We start from the raw sequence: 13,026 nt of genomic DNA on the forward strand, positions 1-13,026 counted from the left end.
TACCGCCTCACAATCTGAATAGCGAATCTTCAAGTGTGATATTGATCTGAATATCAAAGACGAATATTTCGTACACTTTCTTCCCATCCTGGTATATAACAATCTTCACCGGAGCCAACGTTTCAGAATCAAACCACACTTCCTGCTTTTCATCTGCTTTCTGAAATACATAATGGTAAGTATTAACTTCTTTCTTGTTTATCTTCAAGGTTTCCTCGCCGATATATTCGTGCTGCATGTTGCTGAAAACTCTGTCAAGGTCACCATAAACAAAATCAAAGAATATTCCCATATCCCTTCCAGGAGCTTTGTTCTTATCAAAATCCCCACTGAGTTCCTTTTTCATAGTCCTTTTTAAACTGGAAATATAATTGTAGAAGTACTCACCGTCGATCGCTACAATGCTGCCTTTCATGTTTCTCGGTGCCGTATATTCTATCCTCAGTTTCTGGCCATCCCGATTGAAATAGAACAGGAATTCGACCTGGCTTTTGCTCCTTTTTGAGAACTTGGTAGCGTTCACAACACACTTAATTGTCTTCATATTTTCTGATGTTACCAATATATCGTTGAGTGAAACCGAAAGCACGGCACTCGCCACTATCACCATTACCAAAAAAAGCCCCGTGACCATCTTAAATTTTCTCATTGCGGATACCTCCTTTTATCAATATTTTTCTAAACGCAAACAATCCCAAAATACTCAAGGCCACCTGTATCAGCGTTGAATAAAACGATATGCTGAAGATTTTCATATAAGCCTCTATAAGATTGTCCATAACAAAGATAGAGCTAAAATCGACATTTGCTATTATTATCCCGGCTATTGTAGGTCCAACGATTCCTCCAAGGCTCCTCATAACACTTGCTATTCCCGCAGAGACACCCTGTTTTTCTTTTCCACCTTCTTCCATGATCACGTAATTCATCGGCGTCATTGAAATTCCGAGTCCCGATGCGAGGAGTATAGAGTAGATGTAGAATGAAGGCCCATCATCTACCATTTTTACGAAAAGATAGGAGAAGATCGAAAAAAGAAGCGCCCCTATAACCATTGATTTCCTTGCACCAAATCTTTTTATTAAGATCCCTCCGAGCATGACGAAGAAAATCATCGCTATCGCAAAGGGATCAATAGCGTAAACAGATTCTGAGACCCCGTATCCAAGCAATGTCTGGGTAAACGAAGGCAGGAAAGTAACAAAAAGGAACATAGAAAAACCAAAGAAGAAAGCAATCAGGCTGTAAATCAAGAACGATGGATTCTTAAAATCCTTTATATCTATGACCGGATTCTCCACCTTTAATTCCCTGATAACAAAGAGAATAAAAGATATAACCATGCCAATCATCGGAATTAAAACCTCAGGTGAAAAGAAGGGAGCCACCGCAAGGTATTTCATCATAAACATAAATGAAATTATAGCAACCGCAAATAAAATACTTCCAATGTAATCTATAGCCTCATGCTTTTTAAACTTTAATGTCTCCTTCAAGAAAGAAACAGCTATCGGAATAACGATCAGCGTCAGGATGAAAGGAACTATGAACATCCACTTCCAGCCAAGATGATCATAGATAATACCTCCGAGGTTTACTCCGACAACAACACCAAGCCCGTAAGTAGCATTAACGAGCGCGAGGGCTTTACCTTTAGAATCCTGGTAAAGCTCAACAGCCATGGCATTCGCCACCGGCAGAATCCCACCGGCACCGAAACCCTGGATCATCCTCCCAAGAATAACGATATTGAAGTCATTAGATAAGAAGCTCAGGAGAAGACCAAAAGAAAAAATCGATGCCGAAGCTATGAAACCCTTTTTTCTCCCAAAATTATCACTCATTCTTCCGATCATTGGCATGAAAGAGGCGTACGCCATCATAAAACCCGTCATCAACCACATAGCGTAGCCCTGATCGACCTCAAATATCTGTCCTGCTATTCCAAGAATAGGTGCCACAATCGTTATGCCAACCGCTGATATGAAGTTTACAAAAAGTATCGTGAACATGGACATTCTTTCAACCTCCTTCATAATACCGACCAGTCGGTATTATGATACACCTTTATATATTACATGTCAATTGTGGCGATTGAAAAAAATGCAGATATGTAATCCGAAGCACGAAGGTTTTTTATTTCCTTATTTTTAACAGAATAAGGTTTCTTTCAGTATCTGAATCCTATCGCTTATTCTGGTTGGTGAAGGCGCCTTCGCTAAGCAGTTTGTTGAACTTTTCTATTTTTTCTTCCTCCCCAAGAACCATGAGGGTATAGCCGGGGTAGATTCTCGTTCCGGCACTGGGATTGAAGATATTTTTCTCGCCATTGTTAATCGCTATAACGATCAAACCAACTTTTTTGGGAATCTCCATTTCACCAAGGGTCAAGCCATCAACCGGGAATCCTTCTTCCGGAACGACAATTTGTTCAAAACGCAGTTCTAGATCGCCTGAGCGGGTAATGGAATCGAGGAACCCTACAATTACAGGGTTCATTAGCATATTCACGATCCTGTGTGCACCAATCTCTGTAATGGGTACCACATTGTTTGCGCCCGCGTATTGCAGTTTTTTAATGCTCTCATGCTCATTCGATCTAGCGATTACGTTCAGGTTTGGATTGAGACTTTTCGCGGTTAGAATAACAAAAACGCTTTCCGCATCGCTATCCAGCGTTGTTACCAATCCTCCAGCCCTTGTCACGCCCGCTTGAATCAGGACCTCTTCATTTTTGGCATCTCCAAGAACGTAGTAAAGATTTTTCTTTTCTTCATCTAGCAGATGAGATATCAGTTGCTCATCCCGATCCACGATAACAACCTTTTTCCCTTTTCTCGCTAGCTCCTTCGCGACGGTAAGTCCGACCGTTCCAGCTCCGATAACTATGCAATGCCCTGTGAGCTTTTCTATCGCTTTCAAGATCCTTCGCCTCCTGAGAAATTCATTAACCCTTCCCTCAACAACAAAAGCCGTGATATTCGAGAATCCGTAAACAACGACCGTTACACTGGAGAGTATCAAAAAGCTGGTAAATATTTTTCCAGCTTCTGAAAGGTCTCCTGGAGTACCGTACCCTACGGTAGATATGGTTATTACTGTCATAAAGAAAGAATCGAGGAATGACCAATCCTCGATCACTCCATAACCAAAGGTCCCAAATAGAATAACACCGATTATCATAAATATTGAACGTAAGATTACCCGGTGTTTCGTTGAAATTTCTTCCATTTTATCCCTCCAGAGAAAATAATAACAGAAATCGCGTAAAACAGTTAGCTCCGGATTGTGATAAAATTTTGAAGAGGAGGAAGCTATGAAGCGCTATAATCTTAAACCACATGGTATACCAAACTTTATCCAGGAATCTCTTGACAACGAACAATTAAACGCCGTTCTCAATTCTAAAGGGAGAACGCTTATCGTTGCAGGACCTGGCTCCGGTAAAACCAGGGTCATCACGTTCAAGATCGCTTACCTTGTCTCTTCAGGGGTGAATCCTCAAAATATCCTTCTGGTCACGTTTACAAGGGCTGCTTCCAGAGAAATGATAGAAAGAGCAAGAAGAGTCAGCGGTTCTGACCTTCGGGGAATGCTTGCGGGAACTTTTCATCACGTTTGCAATCATTTTCTTCGGAAATATGCCACCCACTTAGGTATCTCATCTGATTTTACAATCCTCGACAGAGAAGACTCCAAGGATTTAATAAAACACTGCAAAGCCCAATTGATGGAACAGCGTGGAAATGATGGTTCCCTCAAGCTTCCAAGCCCGGGAGTTATCCAGAGTATCTTCTCCTATTCCGTAAACTGCATGGTTTCACTTGACGAATCAATAGCAAAGCACAACCGTAAGTTCTTCGCGGTTCGGGATGAGCTCGAGGAGATATGGAAAAGCTACACTCAACTGAAGTTAGAACACAACACCCTTGATTACGATGACCTTTTGATAAAAGCCGTTGAATTGTTTGAGAATAACCCAGAAATCTTAATTCGTGAATCTTCAAGATTCCAGTGGATTCTGGTAGATGAATTCCAGGACACCAATCTCGTACAGTACAAACTCGTTGAGATGCTTGCGGGTGTACACGGCAATCTCATAGTCGTCGGGGATGACGCCCAATCAATATACTCTTTCCGTGGCGCAAGGTTCGAAAACGTGTACGACTTCCTGAACCGTGACCAAACCTCCGTGTTCAAGATTCAAACCAATTATCGTTCAACACCGGAGATCGTCAGGCTGGTAAATCATCTTGTCCCAAAAAGCTCCCTTGAAAAACAATTGAAAGCTGTTCGGCCTTCAGGCCCGGTTCCAGTGATCGTGGAAACCTGGGACAATCTTGATGAAGCTTCCTTCGTGGCTCAAAAAATCAATGAGCATATTGAAGACGGCATTCAACCAAACAGGATAGCTGTGCTGTACAGATCTCATTTCCATTCCTTGGAGCTACAACTTGAATTAGACAGGAGAAGAGTCCCTTACATAGTTTTCTCAGGCCCAAAGTTCGTTGAAACCGCTCACGTTAAAGACATCCTCGCTTTCCTTAAGATCCTTCAGAATCCATACGATCAATTATCCTGGGGAAGGGTATTGAGGCTTTTCCCCGGCGTTGGTATACGTAGAGCAACCCAGATCATAAATGCTATTAGAGAGTCTTTAGGAAACGACAACGAGGTTATTTCCGCTCTCAGGCCATTCGCAACTCCCCGGGTACGGATAGAAAGATTGATTTCACTTTTAGAAGAGCTCAACAGTGAGCAAAGCCCGGAAGAAGTGATTTCAACTATTTATAAAGGCTTTTATGGTGAATATATGGACGAGCATTTTTCTGACGCCAAAGAAAGGCGTATGGATATCGAAAGGCTTATAGAAGTTGCAGATCGTTACGATAGTATAGGAGAATTCCTCGAAGATCTCGCCGTCAGCGAAAAGGTTGATATAGAAAGAGAAATAGTTGACAGAGAAGAGAAAATCGTGTTAAGCACCGTTCATCAGGCAAAAGGGCTTGAGTGGGATGTTGTTTTCATTCTCGCCATGAATCCGGGAGATTTCCCGCATGCTCTTGCAATAATGGAAGGAAACCTCGATGAGGAGGAGCGAATCTTCTATGTGGCTGTCACAAGGGCCCGGGATTATCTTTACCTCATACGCCAGAGAACCGGCAGGTCGCGCCCAATGATCGGAAATTCCTACGTCTTCAGGAGCGGACATGACTTTCTTACAAAGATCCCGGAGGATGTGGCTGAAAGATGGGACGTTGGGTGGAATATTTAATACCATATTTCTCTTGATTCCTATGAAGGAGGGGAAAAAATGAATGCTCTGTATCTCCCACTAACTGCGGGTGTTCTTTCGACCATCTTTGCATTTATCATGCTTGCCCGTACTTTGAAATTTTCACCCGGTAACAAGACTATGCAAAAATTATCCGGTTACGTTCAAGAAGGTGCATCTGCCTTTCTCTCTGAGGAAGCACGCAAGATATTCCTGGTGGCCGTCTTAATAGCAGCGGCTCTGGGTATAATCTTTCAGTCGTTCAAATACCCAATCGCTCTTCTTTTCGGTGCCCTTGTATCGGAACTCGCCGGCGTAATGGGGATGTACGCCGCGACGAGAGCAAATGCCAGGGTTACCCAGGGAGCTACAAAAGGATTATCTGAAGCCTTTAAGGTAGCCTTTTCCGGTGGTTCCGTCATGGGGCTCTCTGTTGCGGGATTCTCCCTTACCGGTTTGAGCATAATAATGCTTGTTTTCAAGGATTCTTTCCTCTACAACAACATCACAGAAATATCGCAAGCCTTCGGAAAAATATCTTTCCTTGATCCGGTTATGATAGTAAGCTCTTACTCTCTTGGTGCGAGTCTCATTGCCCTGTTCGACAGGGTCGGAGGCGGTATGTACACAAAGGCGGCCGACATGAGTGCTGACCTTGTCGGAAAGGTGGAAGCGGGAATCCCCGAAGACGACCCGAGAAACCCCGCTACTATTGCCGACAACGTCGGAGACAACGTTGGAGACGTGGCCGGGCTCGGTGCGGATATTCTCGAATCCTATGTCGCTTCTGTTGTTTCTGCCATCGTGCTTGCCATCTTCATGAAACTCGCAGACAAACAAATGATCAATGGGCAGGTCCAATACGGGATGAGCCCTGAACAATATTACGGATTGATCCTGCTTCCAATCCTCATCGCCGGCGTTGGTGTCCTTTCTTCGCTCGTTGGAGTGCTGGTTGTGGCAAACATGAAGGCGAAGGATGCCAGAAAAGCCCTCGGTTTTGGTAACGTATTCACCGGTATTCTTGTCCTCGCATCAACCGCTATCGTGATCGGAATCGCCGCACCAGATTACGCATTCAAAGATACCTTTATTCTCAACCCTGAATTCGTTTCCAGATGGAGATTGTTCTTAGCAATCGCCAGCGGTCTGATCGCCGGGTTGATAATAAGCAAATTAAGTGAGTACTACACCTCCTACGACTACAAACCTACACAGGATCTCGCCGAAAAAACAAAAAGCGGTGTTGCAATAAACATAACCTCTGGATTGGCGCTAGGTATGGGAAGCACGTTCTGGCCAGTAATTGTCCTGGCTATCGCCATTCTCGGTGCCTACTGGTCAGCGGGTGTCTATGGAATAGCAATAGCGGCCCTTGGAATGCTTTCATTCGTTGGATACATTGTCAGCGTTGATAGCTATGGTCCTGTTGCTGACAACGCCGGTGGAATCGCCCAGATGGCTGAACTTGATCCAAAGGTTCGTGAGATAACGGATAGACTTGATTCTGTCGGAAATACAACCGCTGCGATCGGTAAAGGATTCGCGATCGGTTCAGCAGCTTTCGCGGCTCTTGCGCTCATAGTTTCTTATATATGGAGTGCCGCACATTCTGCGGAGGAAATCGTAAACAATCCTGTAATTAATCTTGTTTCCCCCTACACAATCATTGGTTCGATCATAGGCGCAATGTTGCCTTTCTTCTTCACCTCACTGTTGATCCGTGGTGTCGCCGATACAGCAGATCTCATGATAACCGAAATCAGGCGACAGTTCAGAGAACATAAAGGAATTCTGACAGGCGAAGAAACACCTGATTATAAGAGATGTATAGAAATCACCACAAAGGGTGCGGTCAGCAGAATGCTGCTGCCCGGTATAATCGCAATCGCGACACCTTTTGTTGTCGGATTCCTCTTTGGTAAGGCAGCGGTTGCCGGATTGCTTCTTGGAGGCCTCGGCAGTGCCATCATGATTGCACTGTTCACAGCGAATTCAGGTGGTGCATGGGATAACGCTAAAAAATACATTGAATCCGGGCATTTCGGTGGAAAAGGAACGGATGTTCACTCCGCTGCGGTTGTTGGGGATACCGTCGGGGATCCTCTGAAAGATACCGTAGGTCCATCAATGGATATTCTGATAAAGCTCATGTCTGTCGTTTCTCTCGTTTTTGGTTCATTATTCCCGGATAAACCGTTCTTTATGTGATTACACATATAAAACACCGGGGCAAAACTTGCCCCGGTGTTTTGCTCTAACATAAATGATATGGTATCATTTTATTCCAAAAACAATTGTTCCATCGGAGGTGATTGTGTGAGAAAAGCTTTGATTCTTGCATTGGTAATGGTAATGGTTGTATCTACGGTTTCTTTATCGAGGGTAACATTGGATACTTTGACTTTTTACACCATCGATTTGGAGACAGGTAATAGTTCTATCTTTCCGATAGCTTACTTCACCTTTGAACCTATAAAGGGGATAGGGATAAGGTTAGAAGATTATCTTGCCCTCAGCCACGATACGCTTAATCTTGGGCCAATCAGTCTGATGAAACCAAGGCTTTATTACGGCTACTATTACGGTAATGATTTGAGTATCAAGATCGGTAATTTCCGCTCGAAGTATTACAACACCAGAAAGATAAACTTCCTCAGGGTTGGAGGGTTCTACGATTACAATTACGGAGCCGAAGTAAAATACGATTACGGTAATTTCACGTTCCTTGGAAGGTACAACTATGACAGTTACAATTCTGAACATCAATATGGAGGAATGATATCCTATAAAACCAAATCTTCTGCTCTTGCTTTCTACGGAATGGTTAAAGGCACAACTTATGACCTTTCTGTTGATGGAAGCCTGAAAGTAAAACTTGGCCCAGTTTCCAGCGAAATTTTCGGTGCTGTTGCTGTTTACGGTTCATCTCCTTTCAGTGCTCCACCAACTTATCTCATCGGAGCTCTTGCTGATTGGAACAAGATTTCTGCTGGAATACAGTACGCAAATCAGGGCTCCTGGAGTATCAAATACGATTACTCAGATCCTAACAAGTATTCTGAATGGGTGTTAAATACTTTTGTTGATTATTACTTCACTTCTGATATCTCTGTTGGTTTCTTCTTAGATGTGAATCCTACTGGATACAACTATGGAACAAAGTTCAAGTTGAACGATCTGGAACTGCTTGTTTCCAACGGTGATGTTGATGGTGGAATGGACGGTATCCAGAGACTGGAGCTTTCGTACTCGAACTATTTCTCCATTGACCTTGAAAAATCATTCAAAGCCCTGATAAGGAGCACAAAGAAACTGCCGAAGATAGCTGAAATCAAGAAGACAGCTAAAGTGGGAGACACCGTAACTATCAGAGGAATCGTTGCCGTTGATACCGGCGTAATGGGTAACAACGTTACTTACGTCGTAGATGAAACAGGCGGTTACATGGTCTGGGGAAGAAACGCTGCCGGATTGAAAGCAGGTGACGAGGTCATCATAACCGGTTACATCAAAGAATATTACGGTATTCTTGAAATTGTCACAAATTCTGTGGAAAAAATAGCTTCTGGTAAAAAGATACCCATTATCCCTGTTAGAGCCCTTGATGTATTCTCCGGAAAATACGAATCAGCGCTGGTAAAGATCACAGGTACAGTCATGGAAGTCCAGAAATACTCCATAATGGTCAAAGACGATTCTGGCGTAATAAAGGTTTACGCAAAGAAAGGAACAAATGTATCCTTCGAGGATATCTCCTTCGGCCAGAAGATCACCGTTATCGGTATCGTTTCGTTGTTCAAAGGAGAATGGGAGATCATTCCAAGATCCCAGGCTGATATACAATAATACATCGAGAAAGGAAAGGTGAAATATGAGTTCCCACAGATCTGTGATAAAGCAATCATGGCTGTATGTATCGTTAGTAATTTTAGTTTCAATCTCTGCGCTGTTCCTCACCTCGTGTCCCGGGTGGTTTACTTCATCATATTATGTAACAGAAATAATAGATGGAGACACTATTAAAGTTCTATACAATGGCGAAGAAGTCAAAGTCCGATACATAGGCATAGATACCCCGGAAACTCATTCAGATTACCAGGATTCAAAGCCAAACGGAGAGTTCGGAATTGAAGCAATGGAATTCAACAGAGATCTTATATCTCAGTCTGGTTGGAGAGTTAGTATCATAGCTAGAGGATATGACAAATACGATAGGTTATTGGCTTATGTGTACACGAAAGACGACAAAATGATAAACGAGGAGATCATAAGAAACGGTCTCGCAAGACCTTTAACCTACACAAGCACATCAGAACATTCTCAGGATTTCAAAGAAGCCTATGAGGAAGCCTTTAAAGAGAGACGGGGAATTTTCTCGAAGTATGATCCCGATTCAGACAATCCAGCACCAACTGTTGATGCTTCAGTTGTAAAAGACAACCTTGATGATTACCTCGGGAAGATCATCTGGTTGAAATTCACTCCAACAGATACCGGTTACGATTCTAAATTCGATGAATACTTACTCTTTTCTGATGATGCTGTTATAGCAATTCGTAAAGATGAAGCATACTTGTTTTTTGGCGGTGATCCGAAATTCAAAAATTACGTTGGCGAAGAAATAAAGGTTTACGGCGAAATATGGGAAGAAGACGGAAAACCGGAAATACTGTTAAGAGCACCCTTTGAAATCAAACCAATAGGAGAGTAAGAGAATAACAAAATGATTAACCCTAAATACCTTTGAGGGCTCCCTTTGAGCTCCACTCAATAAATTAATTAGGAGGTGTGGGTATGAAGAAAGTACTGTTAGTTCTCTCTATTGCTGTACTTATTCTTGCATTAACGGGTTGTCCAGGATGGTTCAATTTTGGTGACGTTCAGAAAATGACCATCCCGGAGATAATCGAATGGATCGACACCAACGAAGCGACAGATGTCAGTGAGTTCCTTGTTGAAACAGAAGGAATTGTAACCTATGCTTATTCGTACTATGCTTACATAGTAGATGCAGAAAACAACGGGATAATGTTGAGATCCGATAGTAGCGTAATAGACTTCAGAGACTTCAATCCGGGAGATAAAATTTCAGTAGTGGGTTCACCATACTTTTCTAAATACGGTGAGTACAGACTGGATACAGATACCCCCGGCGGAACGGCAACCCTAATCGAAAAAAATGTAGCACTTCCTGATCCTTACGTACTTCCAGCAGGTGAAGGGCTAACAGTTGGCTTATTTGGTAAACTTGTTCAGCTTACCGCTAGATACGATGGAACAGACAGTTATGGACATCATACCTTTAATAATGGTGGCGTTACTGTTACAGTCTTCAAGTACTCAGACATGCCTAGCGATCTTGCAACTAATACTACATACACAATCATGGGCGTTGTTGGACAGAGCTACGGTTACAAACTCTTCGTATGGGATAAAAGTTACGTACTGCCTGCTGAATAATCAGTAAATCCAATAAAAAAGCCTCCCGATAAGGGAGGCTTTTAACAACAGGGGGACAGTCCACTAAGGTACAGTCCCCCTGTTGTTTGGTCTCATTCATAGAACAAAACCAGATTCTGGATAAAACATCTCCAGAATGACGGCTTTTTTTGAATCACGCAGCGACTTTCTCGGCTCTCACCTACTATGTCAAGTCAAGGAGACAGACTACCTGAAACTGTTCCCAAATGGCAGTTGGTTTGAGCAACAGAGACAGGCAGGGATAACTTTTCTTTCTTCATTTTTTTGGTCCCCGGTATGCTATTTCTTGTTGTATAATTTAACCGAGGACTCTTGTTCCCACGTGAGGAAAGGAAGAGTTCCTCATCGTAGGCTTTTAGGTTTCTTAGCATGGCGAAGGCTATCTTGACGAGGATGTTCGCCAATGCTCTGAGGGCAAGAGATGGTTTCTTGCCCTCTTTATTTGTCTTCTTGTCATAGTAGCCTTTCATCCATGCTCCGCATTTCTTCGCGTTTATCGCCATCATATGGAGAATGCCTCTGAGTTTCTTGTCACAGTTTTTCCTCATCCTGCACATGCGAAAATTACCACTCTGGGATACTATTGGCATAGTTCCACAATACTTCTGGAAATCCCTGTAATTTTTGAATTCGTGTGTAAGAAATGCTGTTACTAATGCCATTCCTGTAGCTACTCCAACACCCGGGAGCGTCAGTATTATGTTGTATTTCGATTTACGTAGTTCTTTCTCCATCTCTTTTGTTATTTTCTTTTTCTCTCTTTTTGCTTCCAGAAGTTGTGTGGCAACATTCGCGATCATGTCCCTGGTGTATTTTGACATGCCCCAGTCAATGGCTTTTTCCCTGAGTTCTTTGACCTTTCTTTTCAATGAGGATGTGTAGCGTAGATGATTCGCTTTGAAATGTCTATTTATCTCCTTGTCAGATGTCTTCCTGAGTTCGGTTACATCCGGGCATATGGTGAGCAGGAATATCCTCCCGTCACAATCTGTCCAAGAATTACCCATCACCCTAGCATATTCAGGGAAATAATTATGAAGTTCGTTTTGAAGTTTGTTCTTAAGTCTTGAGGACATGTCGGTATAGTACCTGTAATGCCTCAACAATTCCCTGAAAAGCATGCCGAGTTCGTCATGTGTTGCCTTAATACAATATTCCGGGTGTTCTTTGTAGGTAAGGGCGATACACCTGGCATCTGTTGAATCTGTCTTCACGCCGTTCGAATGATAGCCTCTGGCTTCCTTTGACCTTTTCGGTGGCAGGAGATAAACCTCTTTCCCTCTGGACAGCAAGAAATCTCCCAAACGATTGAAACTCTCCTCAATGACGAAAACAGCGTCTTTTGATACTGTTTTCAGCAGCTTCTCATACCCCGCTATACCATCCTTGATCTTAAAAACCTTATCCTGTTCGATAGAATAGCAGGTGTGAAAATTCCACGACCAGTCAATTCCCACAATATCCATACTGATTCCTCCAAAAAACATTGTGCAGTCAATGAGTACAGGTTAATCGATGTAGCGTTCCTGGGTTTCCCCGGATATCCTACTATTGATCCTCTAGTACTCCCAGGATGGAAGAGGGAGTGTGAGAAGCAGTCGCTCTTATGGCGGATCGGTTCTCTGTTCCTCTCTTCCTCCTGACTGCCTCCTTTATTTTACTCCTACATCGGTTCTCGAGTTTCGAGCATGCTGTTCCCCTACATTACTATCCAACCAGAACACCCCTAACCCGTCATCCTGAACTTGATTCAGGATCCACATAGTATATCTTCATAAAGATCACGCATTTCTGGATTAACCTTTTCTATCAAAGCGATTTTCCACTGCCTTTTCCATGTTTTTAGTTGCTTCTCTCTTTCGATTGCGCTGGAGATTTGTTCGAAGGATTCATAATACACAATATCAACACAATTGTACTTAGAAGCAAAACCTTCAATTTTCTTGCTTTTATGTTCCTTAACTCTACGCAGGAGATTGTTCGTTACTCCTATATAGAAGGTTGTTCTACCAGGGTTTGACATTATGTAAACGAAACCTGGATTCATAAAATCACCTTCACTTATGCAAATGCTAAATTAAACAACGCTGCGTCTGAAATTTTACACTACTTTTTTAACCACAGGCGGTCACGTAACAAAAAAACAGCTTGTTTGTCATCCTGAACTTGATTCAGGATCTCGTTCTTAAAAATTAAGATTCTGGATAGAACATTTCCAGAATGACAGCCTTTTTCAACCGCTTGCGGTTATCGAGTAGGAGGGGGGG

10 protein-coding genes are annotated in these 13,026 nt (G+C 42.8%); 5 read left to right on the forward strand and 5 right to left on the reverse strand.

The window, feature by feature from the left end:
* Positions 1-7: 7 nt before the first annotated feature.
* The 3 genes from KOLE_RS00680 to KOLE_RS00690 all read right to left on the reverse strand — a co-directional run bounded on the left by KOLE_RS00680 (position 8) and on the right by KOLE_RS00690 (position 3,231).
* On the reverse strand, positions 8-649 hold the full coding sequence (locus KOLE_RS00680) for a LolA family protein (protein WP_012744644.1): 642 nt from the start codon (positions 647-649) through the stop codon (positions 8-10).
* Positions 636-2,018, reverse strand: coding sequence for an MFS transporter (locus tag KOLE_RS00685; protein WP_012744645.1), 1,383 nt, complete (start codon positions 2,016-2,018; stop codon positions 636-638). The genes KOLE_RS00680 and KOLE_RS00685 overlap by 14 nt, the downstream gene beginning before the upstream one ends.
* Positions 2,019-2,184: 166 nt before the next feature.
* Complete coding sequence (locus KOLE_RS00690) at positions 2,185-3,231, reverse strand: potassium channel family protein (protein ID WP_012744646.1); 1,047 nt, start codon at positions 3,229-3,231, stop codon at positions 2,185-2,187.
* An 85-nt stretch (positions 3,232-3,316) separates the two neighbouring features.
* On the opposite strand from KOLE_RS00690, the gene KOLE_RS00695 reads away from it, so the two are divergent.
* From KOLE_RS00695 to KOLE_RS00715, 5 genes are all read left to right on the forward strand, one after another.
* A complete protein-coding gene (locus KOLE_RS00695) occupies positions 3,317-5,275 on the forward strand; it encodes an ATP-dependent helicase (RefSeq protein WP_012744647.1) in 1,959 nt (652 codons plus the stop codon).
* A gap of 39 nt (positions 5,276-5,314) precedes the next feature.
* Positions 5,315-7,486: a sodium-translocating pyrophosphatase gene (locus KOLE_RS00700; protein WP_012744648.1), complete on the forward strand. Its 2,172-nt coding sequence runs from the start codon at positions 5,315-5,317 to the stop codon at positions 7,484-7,486.
* Between the two features lie 108 nt (positions 7,487-7,594).
* Positions 7,595-9,124 carry a nucleic acid-binding OB-fold tRNA/helicase-type gene (locus KOLE_RS00705; RefSeq protein ID WP_012744649.1) on the forward strand — a complete coding sequence of 510 codons (1,530 nt, stop codon included), beginning with the start codon at positions 7,595-7,597 and terminating at the stop codon, positions 9,122-9,124.
* A 25-nt stretch (positions 9,125-9,149) separates the two neighbouring features.
* Complete coding sequence (locus tag KOLE_RS10995; RefSeq protein ID WP_012744650.1) at positions 9,150-9,989, forward strand: thermonuclease family protein; 840 nt, start codon at positions 9,150-9,152, stop codon at positions 9,987-9,989.
* A gap of 83 nt (positions 9,990-10,072) precedes the next feature.
* Entirely contained in the window at positions 10,073-10,738 is a 666-nt protein-coding gene (locus tag KOLE_RS00715; RefSeq protein WP_012744651.1) for a hypothetical protein, read from the forward strand.
* Between the two features lie 194 nt (positions 10,739-10,932).
* Here the strand turns inward: KOLE_RS00715 and KOLE_RS00720 are convergent, their stop codons facing one another.
* Together KOLE_RS00720 and KOLE_RS00725 are read right to left on the reverse strand one after the other, a co-directional pair.
* On the reverse strand, positions 10,933-12,225 hold the full coding sequence (locus KOLE_RS00720; protein WP_012744652.1) for an IS110-like element ISKol6 family transposase: 1,293 nt from the start codon (positions 12,223-12,225) through the stop codon (positions 10,933-10,935).
* A gap of 284 nt (positions 12,226-12,509) precedes the next feature.
* Positions 12,510-12,806 carry a GIY-YIG nuclease family protein gene (locus KOLE_RS00725; RefSeq protein ID WP_012744653.1) on the reverse strand — a complete coding sequence of 99 codons (297 nt, stop codon included), beginning with the start codon at positions 12,804-12,806 and terminating at the stop codon, positions 12,510-12,512.
* Positions 12,807-13,026: the final 220 nt, after the last annotated feature.

Source organism: Kosmotoga olearia TBF 19.5.1, from assembly GCF_000023325.1.
Lineage (GTDB): Bacteria > Thermotogota > Thermotogae > Petrotogales > Kosmotogaceae > Kosmotoga > Kosmotoga olearia.

Excerpts from the sequence above, each read along its gene's own strand:
- KOLE_RS00680 (WP_012744644.1), bottom strand. The coding sequence starts at position 649 with ATGAGAAAATTTAAGATGGTCACGGGGCTTTTTTTGGTAATGGTGATA.
- KOLE_RS00685 (WP_012744645.1), bottom strand. The coding sequence starts at position 2,018 with ATGTCCATGTTCACGATACTTTTTGTAAACTTCATATCAGCGGTTGGC.
- KOLE_RS00690 (WP_012744646.1), bottom strand. The coding sequence starts at position 3,231 with ATGGAAGAAATTTCAACGAAACACCGGGTAATCTTACGTTCAATATTT.
- KOLE_RS00695 (WP_012744647.1), top strand. The coding sequence starts at position 3,317 with ATGAAGCGCTATAATCTTAAACCACATGGTATACCAAACTTTATCCAG.
- KOLE_RS00700 (WP_012744648.1), top strand. The coding sequence starts at position 5,315 with ATGAATGCTCTGTATCTCCCACTAACTGCGGGTGTTCTTTCGACCATC.
- KOLE_RS10995 (WP_012744650.1), top strand. The coding sequence starts at position 9,150 with ATGAGTTCCCACAGATCTGTGATAAAGCAATCATGGCTGTATGTATCG.
- KOLE_RS00715 (WP_012744651.1), top strand. The coding sequence starts at position 10,073 with ATGAAGAAAGTACTGTTAGTTCTCTCTATTGCTGTACTTATTCTTGCA.
- KOLE_RS00720 (WP_012744652.1), bottom strand. The coding sequence starts at position 12,225 with ATGGATATTGTGGGAATTGACTGGTCGTGGAATTTTCACACCTGCTAT.
- KOLE_RS00725 (WP_012744653.1), bottom strand. The coding sequence starts at position 12,806 with ATGAATCCAGGTTTCGTTTACATAATGTCAAACCCTGGTAGAACAACC.